This is a genomic window from Flavobacterium psychrophilum DSM 3660 = ATCC 49418, from assembly GCF_002217405.1.
GTDB classification, from domain to species: Bacteria; Bacteroidota; Bacteroidia; order Flavobacteriales; family Flavobacteriaceae; genus Flavobacterium; species Flavobacterium psychrophilum.
Genome location: NZ_MUHE01000023.1, coordinates 23249 through 48867, shown reverse-complemented (window position 1 = coordinate 48867; position 25619 = coordinate 23249). Strand labels below are relative to the sequence as shown.

Annotated in this window: 22 protein-coding genes; 14 read left to right on the top strand and 8 right to left on the bottom strand. The window is 33.0% G+C overall.

The features are described from left to right. Positions 1 to 50: 50 nt before the first annotated feature. The 3 genes from B0A57_RS06835 to B0A57_RS06825 all read left to right on the top strand — a co-directional run bounded on the left by B0A57_RS06835 (position 51) and on the right by B0A57_RS06825 (position 5034). The gene (locus B0A57_RS06835; RefSeq protein WP_034097516.1) at positions 51 to 1742 is read left to right on the top strand and encodes a M23 family metallopeptidase; all 1692 of its coding nucleotides are present in this window, start codon (positions 51 to 53) and stop codon (positions 1740 to 1742) included. 6 nt (positions 1743 to 1748) lie between these two features. Then, complete coding sequence (locus B0A57_RS06830; protein WP_011963280.1) at positions 1749 to 4205, top strand: TonB-dependent receptor; 2457 nt, start codon at positions 1749 to 1751, stop codon at positions 4203 to 4205. A gap of 97 nt (positions 4206 to 4302) precedes the next feature. Then, complete coding sequence (locus tag B0A57_RS06825; protein ID WP_011963279.1) at positions 4303 to 5034, top strand: hypothetical protein; 732 nt, start codon at positions 4303 to 4305, stop codon at positions 5032 to 5034. Here B0A57_RS06825 and B0A57_RS06820 read toward each other — a convergent pair. From B0A57_RS06820 to B0A57_RS06795, 6 genes are all read right to left on the bottom strand, one after another. Next, on the bottom strand, positions 5031 to 5732 hold the full coding sequence (locus B0A57_RS06820) for a hypothetical protein (protein WP_011963278.1): 702 nt from the start codon (positions 5730 to 5732) through the stop codon (positions 5031 to 5033). The two genes, B0A57_RS06825 and B0A57_RS06820, sit on opposite strands and share 4 nt — an antisense overlap. A gap of 319 nt (positions 5733 to 6051) precedes the next feature. Further along, positions 6052 to 7869, bottom strand: coding sequence for an ABC transporter ATP-binding protein (locus B0A57_RS06815; RefSeq protein ID WP_034097518.1), 1818 nt, complete (start codon positions 7867 to 7869; stop codon positions 6052 to 6054). After that, positions 7869 to 9596: a phospho-sugar mutase gene (locus tag B0A57_RS06810; protein ID WP_034097520.1), complete on the bottom strand. Its 1728-nt coding sequence runs from the start codon at positions 9594 to 9596 to the stop codon at positions 7869 to 7871. Before B0A57_RS06810 ends, B0A57_RS06815 begins: the two co-directional genes overlap by 1 nt. Before the next feature lie 270 nt (positions 9597 to 9866). Beyond that, the gene (locus B0A57_RS06805) at positions 9867 to 10343 is read right to left on the bottom strand and encodes an SH3 domain-containing protein (protein WP_038466184.1); all 477 of its coding nucleotides are present in this window, start codon (positions 10341 to 10343) and stop codon (positions 9867 to 9869) included. A 97-nt stretch (positions 10344 to 10440) separates the two neighbouring features. After that, positions 10441 to 11400 carry a glycosyltransferase family 2 protein gene (locus B0A57_RS06800; protein ID WP_034097522.1) on the bottom strand — a complete coding sequence of 320 codons (960 nt, stop codon included), beginning with the start codon at positions 11398 to 11400 and terminating at the stop codon, positions 10441 to 10443. Continuing rightward, the gene (locus B0A57_RS06795) at positions 11400 to 11930 is read right to left on the bottom strand and encodes a DUF4199 domain-containing protein (RefSeq protein ID WP_011963274.1); all 531 of its coding nucleotides are present in this window, start codon (positions 11928 to 11930) and stop codon (positions 11400 to 11402) included. The genes B0A57_RS06800 and B0A57_RS06795 overlap by 1 nt, the downstream gene beginning before the upstream one ends. 332 nt (positions 11931 to 12262) lie before the next feature. Here B0A57_RS06795 and B0A57_RS06790 point away from each other — a divergent pair, with 332 nt between their 5' ends. From B0A57_RS06790 to B0A57_RS06740, 11 genes are all read left to right on the top strand, one after another. After that, positions 12263 to 12514 carry a type B 50S ribosomal protein L31 gene (locus B0A57_RS06790; RefSeq protein WP_011963273.1) on the top strand — a complete coding sequence of 84 codons (252 nt, stop codon included), beginning with the start codon at positions 12263 to 12265 and terminating at the stop codon, positions 12512 to 12514. Between the two features lie 148 nt (positions 12515 to 12662). Continuing rightward, positions 12663 to 13838: a GlmU family protein gene (locus tag B0A57_RS06785; protein WP_011963272.1), complete on the top strand. Its 1176-nt coding sequence runs from the start codon at positions 12663 to 12665 to the stop codon at positions 13836 to 13838. A 152-nt stretch (positions 13839 to 13990) separates the two neighbouring features. Continuing rightward, positions 13991 to 15319 (top strand): tRNA (N(6)-L-threonylcarbamoyladenosine(37)-C(2))-methylthiotransferase MtaB, encoded by a 1329-nt coding sequence (gene mtaB, locus B0A57_RS06780; RefSeq protein ID WP_034097524.1) that lies wholly within the window; start codon positions 13991 to 13993, stop codon positions 15317 to 15319. A 636-nt stretch (positions 15320 to 15955) separates the two neighbouring features. Beyond that, complete coding sequence (locus tag B0A57_RS06775; protein WP_034097527.1) at positions 15956 to 16837, top strand: SDR family oxidoreductase; 882 nt, start codon at positions 15956 to 15958, stop codon at positions 16835 to 16837. Positions 16838 to 17249: 412 nt separating this feature from the next. After that, positions 17250 to 18017, top strand: coding sequence for a ParA family protein (locus tag B0A57_RS06770; protein ID WP_011963269.1), 768 nt, complete (start codon positions 17250 to 17252; stop codon positions 18015 to 18017). Between the two features lie 3 nt (positions 18018 to 18020). Next, positions 18021 to 18917 (top strand): ParB/RepB/Spo0J family partition protein, encoded by an 897-nt coding sequence (locus B0A57_RS06765; protein ID WP_011963268.1) that lies wholly within the window; start codon positions 18021 to 18023, stop codon positions 18915 to 18917. After that, positions 18917 to 19495 carry a DUF5683 domain-containing protein gene (locus B0A57_RS06760; RefSeq protein ID WP_034097531.1) on the top strand — a complete coding sequence of 193 codons (579 nt, stop codon included), beginning with the start codon at positions 18917 to 18919 and terminating at the stop codon, positions 19493 to 19495. The genes B0A57_RS06765 and B0A57_RS06760 overlap by 1 nt, the downstream gene beginning before the upstream one ends. After that, positions 19495 to 20202, top strand: a complete 708-nt coding sequence (gene dapB / locus B0A57_RS06755) for a 4-hydroxy-tetrahydrodipicolinate reductase (protein WP_011963266.1) — start codon at positions 19495 to 19497, stop codon at positions 20200 to 20202. Before B0A57_RS06760 ends, dapB begins: the two co-directional genes overlap by 1 nt. Before the next feature lie 99 nt (positions 20203 to 20301). Then, entirely contained in the window at positions 20302 to 21843 is a 1542-nt protein-coding gene (gene lepB / locus B0A57_RS06750; protein WP_011963265.1) for a signal peptidase I, read from the top strand. A 32-nt stretch (positions 21844 to 21875) separates the two neighbouring features. Beyond that, positions 21876 to 22205: a four helix bundle protein gene (locus tag B0A57_RS06745; RefSeq protein ID WP_034097533.1), complete on the top strand. Its 330-nt coding sequence runs from the start codon at positions 21876 to 21878 to the stop codon at positions 22203 to 22205. A gap of 70 nt (positions 22206 to 22275) precedes the next feature. Then, the gene (locus B0A57_RS06740) at positions 22276 to 22893 is read left to right on the top strand and encodes a WbqC family protein (protein ID WP_011963263.1); all 618 of its coding nucleotides are present in this window, start codon (positions 22276 to 22278) and stop codon (positions 22891 to 22893) included. A gap of 121 nt (positions 22894 to 23014) precedes the next feature. On the opposite strand, the gene B0A57_RS12225 is transcribed toward B0A57_RS06740, so the two are convergent. Then, a complete protein-coding gene (locus B0A57_RS12225; RefSeq protein ID WP_162180611.1) occupies positions 23015 to 23173 on the bottom strand; it encodes a hypothetical protein in 159 nt (52 codons plus the stop codon). Positions 23174 to 23492: 319 nt separating this feature from the next. Continuing rightward, entirely contained in the window at positions 23493 to 25616 is a 2124-nt protein-coding gene (gene scpA, locus B0A57_RS06735; RefSeq protein WP_011963261.1) for a methylmalonyl-CoA mutase, read from the bottom strand. Positions 25617 to 25619 lie beyond the last annotated feature (3 nt).

Sequence of the window (25619 nt, the reverse complement as noted above, 5' to 3'; positions counted from 1 at the left end):
TGTGCAATTTTTATAAGATTATTTTGTTATATTAGCAAAAAAGTTTTTTTATGAGGATTATAGTTGTTTTTTTATTTGCTTTTAATGTTGTTTTTGCCCAGAATAATTATCCTAAAGATTATTTCAGATCTCCTTTAGATATCCCTCTTGCTATTGCTGGTTCTTTTGGAGAGTTAAGACCCAATCATTTTCATTCTGGTATCGATTTTAGAACCCAAAAAAAAGAAGGTTTCCCTGTTTATGCTACTGCCGATGGTTTTATTTCACGTATTAAAATTTCTACTGGCGGTTACGGGAAATCTATTTATATAGACCATCCTAATGGTTATACTACTGTTTACGGGCATTTGCAGAGCGCTGCACCAGCAATTCAGGGAATTTTAAATGCAGTGCATTATTCTAAAAAAAGCTACGAAATAGAAATTTTTCCCAAACCAAATGAAATTATTGTAAAGAAAGGAGATTTAATTGCTTATTCTGGAAATACAGGAAGTTCTGGAGGGCCACATTTGCATTTTGAAATTAGAGATACAAAAACCGAAAAAATTATAAATCCTTTATTTTTTGGTTTCGATTCTGGTTTTTTAGATACAAAATCGCCCCAAATTTCAGAACTTTTGGTCTATCCATTATCTGAAACATCACAAATAAATGGCTCTGAAAATCCAGTGGCCATTAGTCTTTCTCTGCAAAAAGACGGTTCTTATTTAGCCAGTAAAATTATTGCCAATGGCAAAATAGGATTTGGTATAAACGCATACGATATTTCAGAGGATAATTACGGCAAAAATGGCATTTACAAATTAGATACATATCTAAACGGAATACCTAATTTTGGTTATGAATTTGATTCTTTTTCTTTTGAAGAAACCAAGCATATTAACACATTTATAGATTTTTTTAGATATAAAACCCAGAAGCAACGCTTTCAGAAACTATTTGTAGGTTATATATATCCCAAAAATATTATAAAAATGATTAAAGATGACGGACTTGTAAATGTATCTTCAAATTTTACCATGAATTTTAAAATCGTTTTGCAAGATTTTCATAGCAATAAAACTATTGTAAATGTTCCTATTTCTTACGGAATTTTACCTATTACGCAGCAAAAAATAACCAAGGCAACACCATATTTGCTAAAATCACGTAATGATAATAATTATGTAAAAGATCAAATTTCAGTATTTATTCCAGCCAATACTTTTTATGATGATTTTTATTTGAAATTTGATGTAAAAAATAACGAACTCTTTCTTCATGACGATTCTGTTGCTGTGGCCGAAAATATGACGATTTCTTTCGATGCTACAAAAAATACAGTTTTAGAGCGAGAAAAGATGTTTATAGCCAATTTAAACGGAACCAGGACAGAGTATAACACAACATCAAAAAACGATAGTTTGTTTGTTATTAAAACTAAAAAATTAGGAAAATTCTTTTTATCGAAAGATACAATTGCACCACAAATTTATAATCCAAATTTTTCTGATGGTGCAAATTTAGACAAACAGCAAACATTAAAAATTTCTATTTCCGATGATTTGTCAGGAATTGCTTCCTACGATGCTTACCTAAACGGAGAATGGATTCTTATGGAATATGAAAATAAAATAAACCGACTCACACATAATTTATCCAATAATAAATATATAAACGGAAATAATAAATTTAAAATTATCGTAAAAGATAATGTAGGAAACGCTACTACTTTTGAGTCTAATTTTAATAAAACAAAATAAATAATTTTGAAGACTAAATTTACACTACTTCTATTCATTTTTACGCTGTATTCTTTTGCGCAAACAGCAAGAGTAAAAGGAATTGTTCTTGACGAAAATAACCAACCTATAGCGGGTGTAAATGTTATTTTTCAAGAAAATAGAACCACTACAAATACAAATGGATTTTATAGTTTGACTATGCCGTGCAATATAAAATCTAATTTAAAATTCTCTCATATCTCGCTAAAAGCGGCTGTAGTCTCATTGCAATTAAAAGCGAATGAAGATTACGAGTTTAATATCATTTTAAAAAATAATGTAGAACAAATAGGCGAAGTAATTATTACAAATACCAACCGAAAAAGGGTAGAAGGGATTACTACAATTTCGCCCAAAGCAGTGCGATTAATTCCTGGCGCAAATGCAGGTGTCGAAAATATTCTGAAGACATTGCCAGGCGTTTATTCTAACAACGAGTTAAGTACACAATATGTTGTTCGTGGTGGGAATTATGATGAAAATCTAGTTTATGTAAATGAAATAGAAGTATATCGTCCGTTTTTAGTTCGATCAGGTCAGCAAGAAGGTTTGAGTTTTACCAATGCCGATTTGATTCAGAATATCGATTTCTCCGCTGGAGGTTTTCAGGCAAAATATGGCGATAAACTATCATCTGTTTTAGATATAACCTATCGCACGCCTAAAAAATTTGGTGCATCACTCGAAGCTAGTTTTCTTGGCGGAAGTATTGCTGTAGAAACGGCTTCTAAAAATCAAAAATGGACAACCATAACTGGTGTTAGATACCGTGATAATGCTCTTTTAGTTAAAAGTCAGGAAACACAAACTAATTTTAGACCACGTTTTTTAGATGTACAATCGTATATCACATTTACCCCCAATGCAAAATGGCAATTTAGTTTTTTAGGCAATATTGCCCAAAATAAATACGATTACATTCCACTAACACGACAAACAAATTTTGGTTCAATTAGTGATCCAATTGCGCTTTTGGTTACTTATGAAGGTCAGGAGAAAGACAGGTATAATACACTTTTTGGTGCTTTTAAAACCAGTTATAAGGTAAACGAAAATTTTAATTTAAAGTTAATAACATCAGTATATCATACAACCGAACAGGAATATTTCGATATTTTGGCCCAATATCGTTTAGGCGAAATAGATTCTAATTTAGGATCTGAAACTTTTGGAAACGTTAATTTTTCCCGAGCAGTTGGTTCGCAGCTAACGCACGCTCGAAATGATTTAGATGCTTTAATTGTAAATACTGAGGTTAAGGGGTTTCATAAAAAAAACGAAGACCAAATAGAATGGGGGATTAAATACACCCGAGAAAGTATTCGTGACCGACTAATAGAATGGGAAGTAATAGATTCAGCAGGTTTTTCTATAAATCCGCCGAAAATAAATCCTAGAAATGAGCAACCATACAATCCTTATTACGGTCCCCTCTTGCCTTATCATAATGTGAGAGCCACAAATTATGCAAATATTTCTAGATTTTCAGGTTATGCACAATGGAACCGACGCACTAAATGGAAAAATAACGATGTTTTTACCAATATAGGCATTCGTGGCCAGGAGTGGCAGGTAAGTGGCGAAAATATTTCAGGCAAGAGCCAAATTACCCTTAGCCCGAGAGCGCAATTTGCTATAAAACCAGATTGGGATAAGGATATGTTATTCAGAATTTCGGGCGGATTGTATCATCAACCACCATTTTATAGAGAATTGCGAAACCAAGACGGGCAGGTTGTTCCTAATGTAAAAGCACAACAATCGGTGCATATTGTATTGGGAAATGATTATAGTTTTAAACTCTGGAATCGCCCCTTTAAGCTAGTCACCGAAGCATATTACAAATCATTAACCAATGTAAACCCCTATACATTAGACAATGTACGAATAAGATATGAAGCAAATAATAATGCGGTAGCTTATGCACAAGGGTTAGATTTAAGATTAAATGGAGAGTTTGTGCACGGCACAGAATCTTGGTTGAGTTTTGGATATTTAAAAACGGAAGAAAACAGTAACAATAAAGGTTATATAGCAAGACCAACAGACCAACGATTGAAGTTTGCAATCCTATTTCAGGATTATATACCTAATATTCCTACCTTCAAAATGTATCTGAATTTAGTTTATAATACAGGTTTGCCAGGTGGTTCGCCATCGTATGCAGACCCTTACAATTATCAGTTGCGTTTGCGTGATTATCGTCGTGCCGATTTAGGTTTCTCGTATGTATTTACAGATAGAGCTAGAGCCAAAGAAGAAGGACATTGGCTCAAAAAATTTAAAGATTTGTCTGTAGGATTAGAGGTTTTTAATCTTTTTAATAATCAAAATGCCATTACAAATACTTGGGTGCGAGATGTAGTTTCTAAAGATCAAAAAGGAGTGCCCAATTATTTAACAACTCGTGTGTTTAGTTTAAAACTGAATGTGAAGTTGTAATAAAAGGTAGAAAGTAGAATGTCATAAAGTNNNNACTTTATGACATTCTACTTTTCTAATTATAAATAATCTTATCTTTGATATAAAATTTTAAAATATGAAAAAGCTCTCAATATATATTCTTCCAATACTAATCCTGTTGGTAAGCTGCAAACAAGAATCTAAAAAACCAAAAGTAATTTATGAAGACGCAAAAGCCGTTGTAGCACCCGTAAAAAAGGACTCGACACAAATAAAAATTGCAGATTTACCCATTCAGATAGAAGGAACTAATTTCTTAATTCATCCTATGGGCGAATATAGTGTGACCGATGGAGTCTCTAAAGTTAATTCAGGTTCCGCATCATCATCTTATGACAAAGACGAAAGTTTTAAAGTGTCTAATTATAGTGAATACGAAATAACAGGTTATATAAGCAATTTTAAATTTCAGAAAACAGGTTCAGATTCACTACATTTATTAACAGAAAAACCAGTTCTAATAGAAACAGTAACTTACTTGAAAACCGTTTCAGATAAAGAAAAGCAACAAGTATTGGTTTATACATTAGCCGATATGGATACCAATAACGACGGCAAAATAAATTCTAGCGATATAAAAACTATTTATTTAAGTGACATTAGTGGAAGCAAATTTACCAAAATTGCTGCTGATTTTGAAGAGCTTATAGACTGGAATTTAATTGAATCTAACAGTCGTTTATATTTTAGAACTATAGAAGATATAAATAAAAACGGCGCTTTCGATAAGACTGATAAAGTACATTATCATTTTGTAAACTTTCAAAATAAAGATTGGAAAGTAGAAGAATATTCGGCAATACACTAAATCAAAATATCACTTTCTAAGTCTGATTTTTCAATTTCAAAATCGAAACCCAATTGAGTTACTAATTCGATGACTAACTTTTTGTACCAGTTTTCAGATTTAGGATGAATATATATTTTTTCGATTAACGCATTAATATTTACATTAATCTTAAGCCCGTCATTTATCGAAATATTTTGTTCTGTAACATCGGTAATAATCCTAACTTCACGTTCGTACTGAAAACTTTTTCGTTTAAATAAGAACGGAAAAAAATTATCATCAAACGGAATATATTCTTTTTTGTAATCGATATAATTTACTTCGCCTATATATTGTTTGCTTTTTTTTTCGAGTTGCAGCGCTTCTTTTAATCTCCCAATTGTCGATTGTATGGCTAAACCTTCTTGGTTTTTGGTAAAAATTTGCCACATTGCAAAACTTTCATATTCATTTGTGTGCCAACTGCTAATGGCAACTTTCTCGCGATGTGATTTGTAATAATATAAAAACTCAGGATTATTGGCTGCAATTTTTTTAATTTCTTCAAAAGTAGGTTCGCTAAATGTGCCCTCATATTGGTCTTCAAACTTATCCGAACGAGACATAAACATTTTTTGCGACAACAATAAATCTAAAAATTTAGACAAGTCTAAGTATTTCCAAACGATAGTATCTGGATTTTCTGGAAGACTAATATTGTGATGGTTTATGTACATTTTTTAATAGAAATATTTTAACGCAAATTTGGTTTTTTTAGCCCAAATTACACAAATTTTACTTTAAAGGGTTAAGAAATTCGTGTTATACCATTTAGTACTTGAATTTACTAGGATAAAAGAACACGCAGTTTGTCATTCTGACGAAGGAAGAATCTCATCAGAGACTATTATTTTGAGATTCTTCCTTCGTCAGAATGACAATATAGTCCATAAATATTCCAGTATTTTTAAAGATTAAGTGGTATTAAACTTTTTCAATTGTTTATGTTTACGAATTTTATTTTTTTTAATCTAAAAATCTAAGGCGTCTAACAATCTATTCGAAACTTTGCATGGTTACCAAGTTCGAATAAGTTCCGTTTAGCGCTAAAAGCTCTGTATGTGTTCCTTGTTCTACAATTTCTCCTTTTTTCATGACAATAATATTATCTGCTTTTTGAATAGTAGATAATCTATGGGCAATTACAATCGAAGTTCTGTTTTGCATCATGTTTTCTAATGCAATTTGAACAAATTTTTCGCTTTCGGTATCTAATGCTGACGTAGCTTCGTCTAAAATCATGATTGGAGGATTTTTGAGAACTGCACGAGCAATAGACAAACGTTGTTTTTGTCCGCCAGAGAGTTTGTTTCCGGCATCGCCAATATTGGTTTCAATTCCGTTTGGCAAATTCATGACAAACTCATAAGCATTTGCTATTTTTAGTGCTTCAATAACTTCTTCGTCAGTTGCATTTTCTTTGCCTAAAAGAATATTATTTTTTATAGTATCATTAAAAAGGATAGAATCTTGCGTAACTAATCCCATCAAACCACGAAGTGATTCGAGTTTCATGTCTTTTATATCAATACCATCAATAGTTATATTTCCTTCATTTACATCGTAAAAACGAGTTAATAAATTAGCAATGGTACTTTTTCCTGAACCCGATTGTCCAACCAAAGCGATAGTTTTCCCTTTAGGAACTGTAATGGTAAAGTTCTTCAATACATTTTCTTCCTCATAACGAAAATTAATGTTTTTGATTTCAATTTTGTCTTCAAAAGTATTTTTTTCAATAGCATTTTCTTTTGATTTGATTGGATTTTCGTGTTCTAAGATAACTAAAACTCTTTCGGCTGCAGCCATACCAGCTTTTACCGAATAAGAAGCTTTTGAAATTGCTTTTGCAGGAGTTAATATGTTGTATGCTAATGCCATATATACTATAAAAACCGCACCTTCTAAAGTGTGATCAACCAAAACCATTTTACCTCCATACCATAATAAAATGGCAATGGTTACAATTCCTAAAAATTCGCTTAATGGTGATGCTAAGTTGTTTTTATTTCCAATACTGGTAGATAATTTTATCATTCTCATTATCGAATCTGTAAATTTTTTGGTAAACGTATTTTCGGCATTATAGCTTTTTACGACTTTCATTCCGCCCAAAGTTTCTTCAAGAATAGATATAAAAAAACCTGATTCTGCCTGTGCTTTATTAGATTTGCTTTTTAAGTTTTTTCCTAATCTGGATATGATAAATCCTGAAATTGGGATAAAAAGAAAAACAAACAATGTCAATTTTACACTAATGTTAAACATGGCAATGATGGTAAACAATATAGTTAGAGGTTCTCTTACTATGAGTTCTAAAACCACAAAAAAAGTATTCTGAAACTGACCTACATCTCCTAACATTCTAGACATGACATCTCCTTTTCGTTGTTCGGAATAAAAGCCTATTGGTAAAGAAATAATTTTTTCAAAAAGCTGAATTCTCAAATCTTTCAACACATTGTTTTGCAAATGCATCATGTGGTAGGAGGCCAAATAATTAAAAATATTTTTAAAGAAAAAAGTAAAAATAATTAGAATGATAACTAAAATTAAAGCGTCTTTTTTGTCTAAAAGCGTAATATTATAGTACAATAATTCTTTGCCGTATTTTGTAATATCCCAAATATCAGTCCAGATTGGTTTTTTGTTTACTGCTTTTGTAGTTTCAAAAAGCACCTGCATCATTGGCATTAGTGCAATAAATGAAAGTGTACTAAATAAAGCGTAAAGAATATTATAGAAGATATTCCAAACAACATGATTTTTGTATGGCTTTACAAAAGGAAATATTTTTTTTATATTGTTATCCATTAGTTTAAGTTCATTGAAACAATGATGTTTTTTATTTTGTTATCTAAATAATTTTCAGCTTCGGTAACTTCCGAAATATTTTCTACGGTGCAATTTACGCTAAAATAAAATTTAATTTTAGGCTCGGTACCACTTGGGCGGGCACAAATTTTACTTCCGTCTTCAAGATAGTAAATTAATACATTTGATTTCGGAATGTTTAGCGTTTCTATCTCATTGGTAAATATATTTTTGGCGGTCAAATTCTGGTAATCTTCGATAAATACGACACGTTCGCCGTTTATTTCTTTCAAAGGATTTTCACGCAAATTTACCATCATTTGTTTAATTTCGTTGGCACCTTCAATTCCTTTTTTGGTAATAGAAATTAAATGTTCTTTATAAAAACCAAAATCTACATATAATTTTAGTAATTCTTCATATAGCGAACTACCGTTTTCTTTGGCTTGAGCCGCCATTTCGCAAACCAAAAGTGTGGCAGCCACAGCATCTTTGTCACGAACCGCATCGCCCACCATAAAGCCGAAACTTTCCTCGCCACCACCAATAAATTTCTGATTCGGAAAATCTTTAATAAACTTGGCAATCCATTTAAAACCAGTCAATCCCACTTTACATTCAATCCCGTAAGCCGATGCTAATTCGAGCATCATAGGGGTAGAAACTATCGTAGATCCTATAAATTCATTTCCAGTAATTTTGCCTTGTTTTTTCCATTGCTCTAGCAGGAAGTTTGTCATCACGACCATACTTTGGTTGCCGTTTAGCAAAACCATTTTACCTTGGGTATTTCTAACCGCAACCCCTACACGATCGGAATCAGGATCTGTGCCTATCACAATATCGGCATTGGTTTTATCAGCCAGAGCCATTGCCATTGTCAAAGCTTCAGGTTCTTCAGGATTAGGCGATTTTACCGTTGGGAAATTCCCGTCTGGAATCGCTTGTTCAGCAACAATTTCTACATTTTTGTATCCAGCTTTTTCTAAAACATCAGGAATTAGTTTTATCGAAGTTCCGTGCAAAGAGGTAAAAACAATTTTTAATTTTTCTTTGGCTCTTGCCAATGTTTTAAAACTTGCATTTTCAATAGTCGAATTTATAAAAGCATCATCCACTTTTACATCAATATATTCGATTAAGTTTTCGTTGGCATCAAACTTTATTTGATCATAATTTAGCGCATCAATCACCTGAATAATTTCCTTATCCTGTGGCGGAACCAGTTGTCCTCCGTCCTCCCAATACACTTTATAACCATTATATTCTGGCGGATTATGAGAAGCGGTGAGTACAATTCCGGCTTGGCACCCCAAATATTTTACCGCAAAAGACAATTCGGGCGTAGGTCGCATATCCGAAAACAAGAAAACCTTAATCCCATTTGCCGAAAAAACATCAGCAACCACTTTTGCCAACGAATCACTATTATGACGACAATCGTAAGCAATGGCCACTTTTATTTCCTGGTTTGGGAACGATTTGTGCAAATAATCAGACAAACCTTGCGTATTTTTGCCTAGCGTATATTTGTTAATTCTATTGGAGCCAACCCCCATAATGCCACGCATTCCGCCAGTACCAAATTCGAGATTTTTATAAAAACAATCTTCAAGTTCTTTAGGCGATGAGGTCATTATTTCCTTAATTTCGTCTTGCGTTTTACTATCAAACGTTGGCGTAAGCCAAACATTTACGGCATCTAATATATTTTGTGGTATATTCATTTTTTATTTTTTTTAGGAGCTATTTCCCGCTTTTCGTTACAAGTTTTTTCCTCTCGGTTACTTTTTTCTAAGCAAAAAAAGGAGCTCCTACCGTCGCTCTTTTTTAGCAAGAAAAAATGTAACGAGATTTCAAAAAGCTTTCCACTGCAATCGGGGCTAATAGTCGTATAATTAAACCTAAGTTTTTTTATTCTTGAATTTATTTTCAAGAATGTTCTTATAAGCTAAAAAATAATGTTTTGAATTGACTTCAAATCATTTCAAATTTTATTAATTCTCTTCCAAATATTTTTTTAAAACGTAGCCTTCTCTATTTTTATATTCAATTCTTGCCCAATTCTTATTCTCAAAATTATCGCCCCTACTTTTTAGTAAGTCAATCTCTGTGTTTTTTGGAATTGAAATTAATAAAGTTGAATATTTAGTAGGATGTGCTCTCATGTTCAATCCATTCGTAGTGTGTGCCGTGTTTATTTTATCATCTTGAAAGTCATCCTTTCTTAATTTTGTACTTATTAAATTTGTAACTAAGGGGAATAATCGTATTGCTATTATCACTAATATAACCAATATTATGATATTATTACGTCTGTTTTTATCATGCTCTCTTTTATCTATTTCCCAAGCGCAAGTTTCACAAACTAATCTTTTTCCGTAATATTTAGTAGAACCTTTCGATGCGTAACCGGTCATTACAGTCCTCCATACATTTGCGCCAGCTTTATTACACTCTATACAAACCGCCATATGTTATCCTTTATTAGTTAAATTAATTACTATGTTATAATCACTCTGATCTTGTATTGATTTATGATGAAAATATAAGTTTAAAGTTATTCGATATTTACAAATTTATCTCTTTCGAAACCTTATATCTTTCTTCATTATTCTTAGTTCTCAAAATAATTTCCCCCAGAAAACCTGCAAGAAAAAATTGCGTTCCAATAATCATCGTAGTTAGGGCAATATAAAACCAAGGATTATTGGTTACTAAAATAGTATCTTCATGTAAATAAAACAACTTGATTAGTTTAGAAATTCCAATATAACCTGCGCTCAAAAAACCAATTAGAAACATAATTGTGCCCAAAGCACCAAAAAGATGCATTGGTCTTTTGCCAAATTTAGACAAAAACCAAATGGTAATTAAATCCAGAAAACCATTTACAAAACGACTCATACCAAATTTAGATTCCCCATATTTTCTAGCTTGGTGAATTACGATTTTTTCGCCAATTTTACTAAAACCAGCATTTTTTGCCAAAACAGGAATGTAACGGTGCATTTCGCCCGAAACTTCTATGTTCTTTATAACAACATTCTTGTAAGCTTTCAAGCCGCAATTAAAATCATTAAGACGCACGCCCGAAGTTTTTCTAGCCGCAGCATTAAACAATTTTGACGGTAAATTTTTAGTAACCGCATTATCGTAACGCTTCTTTTTCCAACCAGAAACCAAGTCGTAATTGTCGCTAACAATCATATTGTACAATCCAGGAATTTCGTCAGGACTGTCTTGCAAATCGGCATCCATAGTGATAATAACATCGCCCTGAGCTTTTGCAAAACCAGCATGCAAAGCCTGAGATTTTCCGTAATTTCTAAAAAAACGGATACCTTTTATATTCGAATTTTTGCTAGATAATTGGCTTATAGTTTCCCAAGAAGCATCAGTACTACCATCATCTATAAAAATAACTTCGTATGCGAAATTATTTTCAAGCATGACTTTTTCAATCCATGAAGTTAATTCTGGCAACGATTCTTGCTCGTTTAGTAAAGGGATTATGATAGATATATTCACTATTTTGGGAATGATGATTTAGTTTTGAAAAAAGCAGCAAGAACAAGACCGAATAAAGCACTAAAAATAATACTAAATACAGATCCTTGTAATAATTTTAATGGAGCAAATTGGTCGTTTTCTTCTAATGATTTAATAGTTTCATTGATGACTTTTGCTGGCGTATCAAATTTCTGGAGCATTTCTACAGTATATTTCATTGTTAGCTCCTTAATGGTAGCCTTTGCAGAAGGATCAATATAATTAAATAAAATAATATTAAAAACAACCGAAATAAGAATTCCAATTACTGCCGAAACAAAATACGTAGTAAAAGCATCTTTAAAAGCCAAGCTTCCTTTAAAATCTTTTCTAGTTTTAGAAAGCAAAACAACACCAATAATGATATAAATAGCAATGCTTAAAAAACCGAGCCATGTTGAAGTAAATAATTTTAAATCAATAACATATATTAATGTTGTAGTAAGTACAGAAAGTACACCAGTTATTATTCCGTAATTTATTCCGTTCTTTTTGACTATTTCATTCATAGTAGTTTGAGTTTAAATTAATGTACAAATATAAGAATTATACAATACATTCAATCTTGAAAGTTATAAAGTCATAAGATCAAAAGCCATAAAGAGGCAAACTCACAAGATAATATGATTATTGGGAGTAAAAACCAAGTATAGTCAGGACTTTAGGATATTCTATTTTGTGACTTTTAAAAAAAAAGGTATATGATTGTTTGATTTTTTAAAAATTAGTTGTACATTTGCAACCTGAAATAAAAAAAAATATCAACAAAAAGTTGTGTTGTATTTATACCTTTTTTGTAAAAGCAGCAAAATAACACACAGCCATCAATAAAAAGAGTACCATGAAAAAAGGAGTTCACCCAGAAAATTACAGATTAGTTGCATTTAAAGACATGTCTAACGAAGACGTTTTTATCTCAAAATCTACAGTAGAAACTAAAGAAACAATTACACACGAAGGTGTTGAATATCCAGTATTTAAAATGGAGATTTCTAGAACTTCTCACCCTTTTTATACAGGTAAATCTAAACTTATTGATACTGCAGGACGTATCGACAAATTTAAAACTAAATACGCTAAACACGCTAAATAATAGCTTGTTTATTATTATACAAAAAAAACCTTCCACTTCGGAAGGTTTTTTTATTTTCATTCCTATTCAAATCTTTGTAACTTTGACAAAATATAATAAATGGTTTTAAGTTTTATTTTGGCTTGAAATCTGAAATCTGAAATCTGAAATGAACTACATACTTTTTGACGGAACCGTTCGCAATGCTTTATTACCATTTACTTTTACACGACCAGTTGCCGATATTCGTGTCGGAATTTTGACCATTCGAGAAAAATGGGAAAAATATTTAGGATCTACCACAACAACTTTAACCGAAGAATATTTGTCGGAAAAATTTCCAATGGTAGAATTAGAAGAAAACGTAATGATAAATGCTTCTTTTTTACCAAACGAAATCTTATCTGAAATGGTTTCTAATCTAGAGGCCAATCAAGCCATTTTTAGAGGAGAAGAAGTTATCGCTTTTTTTACAGAAGATAGTCAAGAAGAGATTGATTTTGATACTTATCAAATCATAGAATACCACGATGATTGTCTTACAATAGAGCATACTTGGGATATTTTTCAGAAAAACGATCTCGCTATTCGTGAAGATTTCGAATTAATTACCCAAGGAAGAATCTCACAACGAATTCCTAAAAGTGTCAATGTAATTTCGCCCGAAAACATATTTATAGAAGAAGGCGCAAAACTAGAATTTGTAACTCTAAACGCATCAACAGGACCAATTTATATAGGAAAAAATGCCGAAATCATGGAGGGTTCCGTAATTCGTGGACCATTTGCTTTGTGTGAAGAAGCACAAGTAAAATTAGCTACAAAAGTGTACGGTGCAACCACCGTTGGACCACATTGTCGTATTGGTGGCGAAGTAAATAATTCGGTATTGTTTGGTTATTCTAACAAAGGACACGACGGGTTTTTAGGAAACTCAGTGCTTGGAGAATGGTGTAACATTGGTGCAGACAGTAATAATTCTAACCTAAAAAACAACTACGAAGAAGTAAAATTGTGGAGTTACGAAACCGAAGGTTTTGCAAAGACGGGATTGCAGTTTTGCGGGCTGATGATGGGTGATCACAGCAAATGTGGTATAAACACGATGTTTAATACAGGAACGGTAGTTGGAGTTTCTGCAAATATTTTTGGTTCAGGATTTCCTCGCAATTTTGTACCCAGTTTTTCTTGGGGAGGCGCTTCAGGGTTTGCCACTTATATTACTAAAAAAGCTTTCGAAGTAGCTAAAGTAGTCATGTCACGCCGTCATGTAGATTTTACAGAAGAAGACGCAAGGATTTTAGAGTGCGTTTTTGAGCAAACAAAAAAATGGCGAAAAGAATAACTTAAAAATATTATTTTACCGAAAATTGGCAGATTGATATTAAATCTTCGCCTCTGCGGTTTATTTTTTCTAATATTTTTATTATCACAAAATTTGTGATTAAATTTGCATTCTCAATTTTTTGACAACGATTTCATTCATTGAGCTATCTTATGGAAAACAGAAAAAAAGTAGCCTTTTACACTTTAGGTTGTAAATTAAATTTCTCAGAAACATCAACCATTGCAAGAAATTTTCAAGACGAAGGTTTCGATCGTGTCGATTTTGAAGAAATTGCCGATATGTATGTCATTAATACCTGCTCGGTAACAGAAAATGCCGACAAACAATTTAAACAAATTGTAAAAAAAGCAATGAAGCTCAACGACAAAGCATTTGTTGCTGCCGTGGGTTGTTATGCTCAGTTGAAACCAGAAGAACTCGCCGCTGTTGATGGTGTAGATTTAGTTCTAGGTGCTACCGAAAAATTTAAAATCACCGATTATATAAACGATTTATCTAAAAACGATAGGAGCGAAGTGCATTCTTGCGAGATTGAAGAAGCTGATTTCTACGTAGGAAGTTACTCGATTGGCGACAGAACTCGTGCTTTCCTAAAAGTACAAGACGGTTGCGATTACAAATGTACCTATTGTACAATTCCTTTGGCTAGAGGAATTTCACGCAGTGATGCTTTAGAAAATGTTCTAAAAAATGCTTCCGATATTTCTAAGCAAGGCATTAAAGAAATTGTGCTAACAGGCGTAAATATTGGCGATTACGGAAAAGGCGAGTTTGGTAACAAAAAACACGAACACACTTTTCTAGATCTGGTACAAGCATTAGATAAGGTAAAAGGAATCGAAAGATTAAGAATTTCATCAATAGAACCCAATTTGCTAAAAAACGAAACTATCGATTTTGTTTCTAAAAGCAGAACATTTGTACCACATTTTCATATTCCGTTGCAATCAGGAAGTAACGAAATTCTAGGAAAAATGAAACGCCGTTACCAGCGAGAAGTATATACAGATAGGGTTGCTAATATTCGCCAAGTCATGCCACACGCTTGTATTGGTGTAGATATTATTGTTGGGTTTCCAGGCGAAACCGAGGCGCATTTTCTAGAAAGCTACAATTTCTTAAACGAAATGGATATTTCTTATTTGCACGTTTTTACCTATTCAGAAAGGGATAATACCGAAGCAGCTACTATGGATGGCGTTGTGCCAATGAATGTTAGAAACAAAAGAAGTAAAATGTTGCGAGGACTTTCAGTTAAGAAACGTCGTGCTTTTTACGAAAGCCAATTAGGGACTAACAGAACTGTTCTTTTTGAAAGTGAAAATAAAGAAGGCTACATTCACGGATTTACAGAAAATTACATTAAGGTAAAAGCCCCTTGGAATCCGGAATTGGTAAATACACTACAAGAAATAAATCTAACAAAAATAGATGAGGACGGAAGTGTTCGTGTCGAGTTTTTAGCTATAAGTGTTTAGGTAGTTTAGTATGTCGCTAATTTTAGGTAGTTGAAAAAAATGTTGTTTAATTTTCCAATAGTTGGTTGTTAGTACAAGAGATGAGATTTTTTTGTAAACGAATTTTACCAGATTTTAATTTACAATAAAACCAAGTGAACTATCTCTAACGCATAAAAAGGAGGTAATTAATAGAATTTAGCTCTTTTTAGAGTGTGTTTTTTACAAGAAAAATCCGTTAGATGTAGCTTAATTTATTTGTTTTTTGATAACATATTACCACATGTTTTATTGTGTTTGATCAAGATTTTTTACTTTCTTACAGTAAATATAGCTTTGTGAGCAAGAATTGGTTTGTCTAACTCTTTTTTTCTATGTATTTATCTGGTTTGTAATTTAAAACAATGGGTTCTTTATTAATTAGGCCCAACGGATAATAATAAAGAAGCTAGAATAAAAAACTTCAAAACAGAGCAGAAAGCAAAAAAACTACAGTTTTAATAATAAGATAGTCTGTTTTCTAAATTCCTTTCCAATTAAAAAGAGATAGGATAAAAAAACAAAGTTTAAATCATATTAAAAACAGTGTGATTTTTACTATTGCTATGCGTGCATAATAAATATTTTTACTACATTTGAAAATCAAAATAAAAAACTATGAATTTTTCAGAAAAAATGCTCCGTGATAATGCGCTTTCAGACAAAGTAATTGTAGTAACAGGTGGCGGAAGTGGTTTAGGCAAAGCCATGACAAAATATTTTCTAGAGTTAGGGGCAAAAGTAGCCATTACTTCTCGTGATTTAGAAAAACTGCAAAATACAGCCAAAGAATTAGAAACTGAAACAGGTGGAAAATGCTTGCCTTTGCAATGTGATGTGCGTCATTATGACCAAGTAGAAGCAATGTTGGCGGCAGTTTTAAAGGCTTTTGGTCGTGTAGATGTGTTGCTAAACAATGCTGCAGGAAACTTTATTTCTCCTACAGAAAGATTATCGGCAAATGCTTTCGATACTGTAATAGATATCGTTCTAAAAGGTTCAAAAAACTGTACATTGGCTTTCGGAAAACACTGGATAGAAGCAAAACAAACCAATTGTAATGTGCTAAACATTGTTACTACTTATGCTTGGACAGGTTCTGCTTATGTGGTGCCAAGTGCTACTGCAAAAGCAGGTGTTCTTGCCATGACTAGAAGTTTGGCCGTAGAATGGGCAAAATACGGAATCCGTATGAATGCTATTGCGCCAGGGCCTTTTCCTACAAAAGGCGCTTGGGATAGATTGTTGCCTGGTGATCTTGCCGAAAAATTTGATACTTCGAAGAGAGTTCCGTTGCGACGAAATGGCGAGCATCAAGAATTAGCTAATTTAGCGGCTTATTTAGTTTCTGATTTTTCGGCATACATTAATGGTGAAGTTGTAACGATAGATGGTGGCGAGTGGTTGCAAGGTGCTGGACAATTTAACGATTTGTCTGCAATACCAAAAGAAATGTGGGATATGTTAGAGATGATGATTAAAGCAAAAAAGAATAAATAAGATTAATATATTGGGTGTAATTCGTAAAAAAAAAACACATTGATTTGAAATACAATAGATGATTAGATGTTGTTAAAAACAGATAACTTGAATTATCTTTCAATGGGTTAAAATTACTGAAAAAGCATAGCGAGAATTAGAAAGAGATCATAAAAACGGTCTCTTTTTTTTAGCCCAGATAGTAATGAAAAGCCTTTTGAATTTTGTTGTATTTTTTTCTGGCAGAAAAAAGCGACTGAAAGAAGCTCTTTTTGTGGCTTGAAAAAAAACAACAGAAGAAAAAAGCTTGTAATGAATAGCTGGATTAGCTCCTGAAACAAGCAAACTTCAAAATTTTGAATTTTGTTAACAAATAACATTTCTTATACTCATAAAAAATTGTATTTTTACGATTCAAAATTTCAAAAATAAAATGGGTAAAATCATTGCAATTGCTAATCAAAAAGGTGGAGTAGGTAAAACCACAACCTCTATAAATTTAGCAGCATCTCTAGGTGTTTTAGAACAAAAAGTCTTATTAATTGATGCTGATCCGCAGGCAAACGCCAGTTCTGGGTTAGGAATTGATGTAGAAAATGTCGAGATTGGTACATACCAAATACTAGAACATAGTAATACGCCCGAAGAAGCTATTATAAAAAGTTCGTCGCCAAATGTAGATGTTATTCCTGCTCATATCGACTTGGTAGCTATTGAAATCGAGCTGGTAGATAAAGAAAATCGAGAATATATGCTTAAACAAGCATTGGCTTCTGTGAAAGATAAATATGATTATATCATTATAGATTGCGCACCATCATTGGGTTTGCTAACGCTAAATGCTTTAACATCGGCAGATTCTGTAGTAATTCCTATTCAGTGTGAGTATTTTGCATTGGAGGGTCTTGGAAAATTATTGAATACTATAAAAAGTGTTCAAAAAATACACAATCCTGAATTAGATATTGAAGGTTTGTTGCTTACCATGTATGATTCTCGTTTGCGTTTGTCTAATCAGGTGGTGGAAGAGGTGCAAAAACATTTTAATAATATGGTTTTTGATACTATTATTCAGAGAAATACCAAGTTGAGTGAGGCACCAAGTTACGGAGAAAGCATTATAAATTATGATGCAACAAGCAAAGGAGCTGCAAATTATTTAAGTTTAGCTCACGAAATTATTAAAAAAAATGCTAAATAATATATGGCACTAGCAAAAAAACAAGCAATGGGACGTGGTCTTTCTGCATTATTGAAAGATCCTGAAAATGAGATTACCTCGGTTAATGATAAAAATGCAGATAAAGTAGTTGGAAATATTATAGAGTTAGAATTAGAACTTATTGAAATAAATCCGTTTCAACCTAGGACTAATTTTAACGAAGATTCGTTGCAAGAATTAGCTACGTCTATTAGAGAATTAGGTGTAATACAGCCTATTACAGTTCGTAAGACTGAATTTAATAAATACCAGTTAATTTCTGGAGAGCGTCGTTTGCGTGCCTCTAAAATTGTAGGCTTAACCACCGTTCCTGCTTATATTCGTTTGGCTGATGATAACGAATCATTAACCATGGCTTTAGTTGAAAATATTCAACGTCATGATCTTGACCCAATAGAGATTGCTTTGTCATACCAACGATTAATAGATGAAATTCAGCTCACACAAGAACAAATGAGTGATCGTGTGGGAAAAAAACGTTCGACGGTTGCTAATTATTTGCGTTTGTTAAAATTAGACCCAATTATTCAAACAGGAATTCGAGACGGTTTTATTTCTATGGGGCATGGTCGTGCTATTATAAATGTTGAAAATCATGATGTTCAAACTGATATTTATCAAAAAATCGTGAGTCAGAACCTTTCTGTTCGTGAAACGGAAGCTTTGGTAAAAAACTACCAAGAAGGCTTTAAGCAAAAAACAGAATTGGTAACAAAAACATCTTCTTTTGATGTAAATGAAGACGAAAAAAAATCATTTAATGATTATTTTGGTACTAAAGTAGATGTAAAAGTAGCTGGAAACGGCAAAGGAAAAATAACGATTCCTTTTCATTCTGAAGAAGATTTTAATCGAATTATTAAACTAATAAAAGCTTAGTGAAAAACTGGTTTTACACAGTATTTGTTGTTGCTATTTTTGGGAATTTTTCTGGATTTAGTCAAAACGATTTAAGACGAATTGCTTTAGATACTACAACAACAAAAATTAACCCGTTAGCCCCCTCTAAAGCAGCATTTTATTCGGCGCTACTACCTGGATTAGGACAAGCATACAACAAAAAATATTGGAAAATACCATTGGTTTTTGCAGCAGTAGGCACAGGGATTTATTCTTACGTTTGGAACAAACAAAAGTACGACGAATACCGTGACGCCTACAAAGAACGATTGCTTTTGGGTGCACAAAGTACCGATGCGTTTAATAATAAAAATACTGGCGGGATATATTTAAGCGAAGCAAAACTGATTGATGCTCAGAAACAATTTGAGCGTCAAAAAGATTTGTCGTTACTTGTAACCGTTGCCTTGTATATTTTAAATATCGTTGACGCTAATGTTGATGGTCATTTGCATCAGTTTAATGTAAATGGTAAACTGACCGTTAGACCAGACATTTATCAAAACTATACAGATTATACTCAAAATTTAGGTGTAACTTTAAATTATAATTTTTAATGAAAATCGCATTACTAGGTTACGGTAAGATGGGCAAAGTCATAGAACGGATTGCTCTAGAACGTGGTCACGAAATTGTATTAAAAAAAGGACGCACTTCAAACTATGAAGGTCTAGAAAAAGCAGATGTTGCCATAGATTTTAGCATACCAGACAGCGCTGTTTGTAACATAAAGCAATGTTTTGATACTAATATACCAGTAGTATGTGGTACCACAGGTTGGTTGGAGCATTATGACGAAATGGTGTCGCTTTGCGCGTCGAAAAACGGAAGTTTTATATATGGTTCAAATTTTAGTTTGGGTGTAAATATCTTCTTCGAATTGAATAATTATTTGGCAAAAATGATGTCAAAATTTAATCAATATAAAGTTTCGATGGAAGAAATTCATCACACTCAAAAACTAGATGCACCAAGCGGAACAGCAATTTCTTTAGCAAAAGGTATTATTGAAAATTCTGATTATCTTAATTGGACTTTAGAAAATCCTGCTAAAAATGAAGTTCATATTGATGCCAAACGAGTAGAAAATGTACCAGGAACACACAGCGTTTTTTATGATTCTGATGTAGATCAAATAGAAATAAAACATACCGCTCACAACCGTGAAGGTTTTGCCTTGGGAGCTGTTATCGCTGCCGAATGGCTTGCAAATAAAAAAGGTGTTTTTACAATGAAAGACGTCCTTTCGTTAAATGACAAATAACAAAAACATAAACTAAAATTTGAATTTTAGTTTCAATAGAAATCTAAAATCTAACCCGAGCGTCAGCGAACTGACGAAGCAAATCTAAAGTCTAAAATTATGTCTATATTACAATGGTTTATATTTTTCCTAATACTTCAAATAGTACATTATTTAGGAACATGGAAATTATATGAAAAAGCAGGTAGAAAATCATGGGAAGCTGCCATTCCTGTGTATAACGCCATCGTTTTAATGAAAATAATAAATCGTCCAACATGGTGGACAGCTTTATTATTTGTACCCATCGTAAACTTAATTATGTTTATTGTTGTTTGGGTAGAAACTTTAAGAAGTTTTGGTAAAAACACGACTAAAGACACCATTCTTGGTGTAGTTACACTAGGTTTATATATTTATTATATCAATTATTTTGAAGAGGTAACTTACAAACGCGATAGAAGTTTAGTTGCAACAACAAAAACTGGAGATACTGTAAGTTCTTTATTGTTTGCTATAGTTGTGGCAACAATGGTACACAGTTATGTGTTACAACCGTTTAATATTCCTTCGGCATCGCTAGAAAAATCTTTATTAATTGGTGATTTCTTATTTGTAAGCAAATTTCATTACGGTGCAAGAACACCTAAAACTGCGATTGCCTTACCCATGGTACACGATAGTATTCCTGTTGTTGGAATGAAATCATACCTTAGTTGGCCACAATTGCCTTCGTTTAGATTTCCAGGATTACAAGCCATAAAGCGAAATGATATTGTTGTTTTCAACTGGCCAAATGATACGGTATATAGATTTTTTGACACCTCAAAAAGACATGCAGACAAGCCTTTAGACAAAAGAACAAATTATGTAAAACGTTGCCAAGGGATTCCAGGCGATAATCTTTCGATAAAAAATGGAGATGTTTACATTAATAACAAACGATTAATTCTTCCAGAGAGAGCAAAAATTCAATATTCTTATACAGTGGTTACCGATGGATCTGTTCTTGATGGAAAATACATCATGCAAGATCTACAAATTACAGATGGCGTATATGCCATAGGCGAAAACACCTATTTGTTTAGAGCTGTAACCGATGAAGCAGCGGCTAAAGTAAGACAAATACCTGGAGTAAAATCTGTAATAAAATTAATTAATACAAAACCAGATTTAGCTGTATTTCCGCATACTCAAAACTGGAATATCGACAATTATGGTCCAATATATATACCAGAAGCAGGAAAAACCGTCGCATTAAACAAAGAAACTTTACCTTTTTACAGAAGATTAATTACTGTTTATGAAGGAAATAAATTAGAAGAAAAAGGGGGTCAAATATTTATAAATGACAAACCCGCAATAAATTATACTTTTCAGCAAGATTATTATTGGATGATGGGAGACAACAGACCAAATTCCGAAGACAGTCGTTATTGGGGATTTGTACCGTTTGATCACGTGGTAGGAAAACCAGTTTTTATTTGGTTTAGTGTAGATCCTAATTTACCATGGTCGCAAGCCATCGACAAAATTCGTTGGGACAGATTGTTTTGTACTGTGGGCGGTGACGGACAACCAACTTCTTACTTCAAATATTTCTTAATACTTTTAGTAGTCTGGTTCGGGTTTGATTATTTTAGAAAAAAGAAAAAAGGGTAATTCGGTTATTTGTTAATTAGTCGTAAAAAATCATGTTTACCTATTCATTTGAAAAATTAGAAGTTTGGGTTGAATCTAAAAATTTCTCAAAATCAATCTATTTGGTAACTTCCAAGTTTCCAGATAATGAAAAGTATGGATTAATATCTCAATTACGAAGAGCATCAATTTCAATTTGTTCTAACATTGCTGAAGGTTCTGCAAGGAACAGTTTTAAAGATAAAGCCCATTTTACCACAATGGCATTTAGTTCAGCTGTTGAAGTTCTTAATCAATTAATAATTTGTTTTGAAATTGAATTTATCTCCGAAAATGAATATTTTAAGTTACGTGGAGATTTAGAAAGGATTACAATAAATTAAATGCCCTTAGAACCTATCAAGTAAATAAATCGACGGAAGCCAGCAAATAACCAAATCCACAAATAACCGAATGAATATTTTACTGCACCCAACCTATTTTCCTTCTATAAGTCATTTTGTAGCCATGGCAAAAGCCACTACTGTTACTCTTGAGATGGAAGATAACTTCCAGAAGCAAACCAACAGAAACAGAATGTATTTGTATAGTCCAAATGGCATTTTCATGCTAAATATTCCTGTAAAAAACTCGAATAGCAAGCAAATGACTAAAGATGTAAAGTTAGAAACGTCATTCGATTGGCAAAAACAGCATTTTAAAACCTTAGAAGCATCATACAGAAATTCTCCTTTTTTTGAATATTATGAAGACGCATTGATGCCCATTTTTACAAAAAAACATACTTTCTTGATGGATTTAAATATCGAAACCATCGAAATTGTATCAAAATGTTTGAAGCTTGATTTTACACCACAAAAAACTATTGAATATTTTCATGAAGTAAATGGTTTAGATGATTTTAGAGTTTTAGCAAACGGCAAAAAAGACACCAATACTTTTAGCTCTTACACACAAGTATTTCAGGAGAAACAGGGTTTTATAAACAATTTGAGTATTCTAGACTTGTTGTTTAACGAAGGAAGATTTGCATTAGATTATTTAAAAAAAGAAATGTTAATTGCACTTTAATATCATTTTTTCTAATTATCTAAGTTAATATTTTCGAAAGATGTTTTTCTCTAACGGAACCAAAATTCTCAAAAACATTTCTGAAAAATTATTTTTTACAGTTCTAAATAGAATACTTTACTTAATCTATAAGGATTTGTATCACAAACTGCATTTGAAAAATATTTTTGTATGTGTTTTTGAACATAGTGACGATAAAATAATTTACAGCATCTAAAGCCATGCAAGTTACCCGACCGATAGCGAAAGGCGAAGTAACCAAAAATGTAATTATTGTCATCACTTCGCTTTTCGATATTCTAGGTGTATGCTTCGAATATTTTCTAAGTGTCAAATCTTTATAAAGTTATCATAATTATTACAAGAATCATTGCAGGACAAAAGATATCAGTACTTTTGACGAAGTATATAATAGGGTAATTCTTGGTTAAACATCTGAAATAAATAAATTAAGCATATAGTCTTTTTTGCCTGTAAAATAGTAATCGAAATCAACTTAAGATATATTTTTTTAAGACCTGTAATAGGAATTGGTGTAATTCTGACAACTTTTTTTAAACGTGGTATTATTAGTTGCAATAGCTAGTAAAATATTATTTTTAATCGATTAGTAAAATTTCTAAAATGCTAATTGCAGCTTCACTAATTTTAGTTCCAGGACCAAAAACAGCAACGGCACCAGCATCAAACAAATATTGGTAATCTTGTGCGGGAATTACGCCACCCACAATTACCATGATGTCTTCACGACCATATTTTTTAAGCTCTTCAATAACTTGAGGAACTAGTGTTTTGTGTCCAGCGGCAAGTGAAGAAACGCCAAGAATATGTACGTCGTTTTCTACGGCTTGTTTGGCTGCTTCGGCAGGAGTCTGAAATAATGGGCCTATATCTACATCGAAACCCACATCGGCATAACCTGTTGCGACTACTTTTGCACCACGATCGTGTCCGTCTTGTCCCATTTTTGCAATCATAATTCTAGGGCGGCGACCTTCTTTTTTTGAGAATTTGTCGGCTAGCTGTTTTGCTTTTTCAAAACTTTTGTCGTCTTTTATTTCTTTGCTATACACGCCACTAAATGTTTTAATTTGTGCTTTGTATCGTCCGAAAACGGTTTCTAATGCGTCCGAAATTTCGCCTAAAGTCGTTCTGTTTCTAGCTGCTTCGACTGCTATTTCCAGCAGATTACCTTTGCCAGTTTGCGCACAAAGTGTTAGTTTTTTGAGTGAATCTTCAACTTTTTTTGTATTTCTATTTGCTTTTATTTTATCTAATTGTTCGAGTTGTTGTTTTCGGACCATCTGATTGTCTACATCGAGAATATGCAATGGGTCTTCTTTTTCTAATCGGTATTTGTTTACACCAACAATGATATCTTGGCTAGAATCTATACGAGCTTGCTTTCTGGCTGCTGCTTCTTCAATGCGCAATTTAGGAATTCCAGCTTCTATGGCTTTTGTCATGCCACCTAATTCTTCGACTTCTTCTATGAGTGCCCAAGCTTTGTTGGCAATTTCTGTGGTTAAACTTTCTACATAAAAACTCCCTGCCCAAGGATCGACAGTTTTACAAATTTTAGTTTCTTCTTGTATATATATTTGTGTGTTTCTGGCAATTCGTGCCGAAAAATCTGTTGGTAATGCAATAGCCTCATCTAGTGCATTGGTGTGTAATGATTGTGTTCCGCCAAATGCTGCGGCCATAGCTTCTACGGTGGTTCTCGCTACATTGTTAAACGGGTCTTGTTCGGTCAAACTCCAACCTGAGGTTTGGCAATGTGTTCTTAAAGCTAATGATTTATCGTCTTTTGGTTCAAATTGTTTGACTAGTTTTGCCCAAATCATTCTTCCTGCTCGCATTTTGGCAATTTCCATAAAATGATTCATTCCTATTGCCCAGAAAAAAGATAGGCGAGGAGCAAATTCATCTATTTTCATTCCTGTGGCTAGTCCTGTTCTAATGTATTCTAAACCGTCGGCAAGGGTATATGCTAACTCAATATCGGCAGTTGCTCCCGCTTCTTGCATGTGATAACCTGAAATAGAGATAGAGTTAAATTTTGGCATTTTCTTGCTCGTAAATTCAAAAATATCGGCAATGATTTTCATGGAAGGCGTTGGCGGATAGATATAAGTATTTCGTACCATAAATTCCTTTAGAATATCATTTTGAATTGTTCCCGAAAGCAATGCTGGTTTTACACCTTGCTCTTCGGCAGCCACAATATAAAATGCCATGATTGGTAAAACAGCACCGTTCATGGTCATAGAAACCGACATTTCGTCTAGCGGAATCTGGTCAAATAATACTTTCATATCTTCTACAGAATCTATGGCAACACCTGCTTTTCCTACATCACCCACAACACGTTCGTGGTCGGAATCGTAACCTCTGTGTGTTGGTAAATCGAAGGCTATCGACAATCCTTTTTGTCCTGCAGCTAAATTTCGACGGTAAAAAGCGTTACTTTCTTCGGCTGTAGAAAATCCTGCATATTGGCGAATTGTCCAAGGTCGGCGCACGTACATAGTGGCGTAGGGTCCGCGTAAATTTGGTGCAAAGCCAGCTCCAAAATCAAGATGTTTGAGATTTTCGATGTCTTGTTCGGAATAATCAGATTTTACTTCAATTCCTTCGGCTGTTAGGTAGCTTTTACCTTTTGCTTCTTGGCTCTTGGTTTCTGCCTTTTCTAATGTGATATGTTGAACGTTTTTACGCATTAC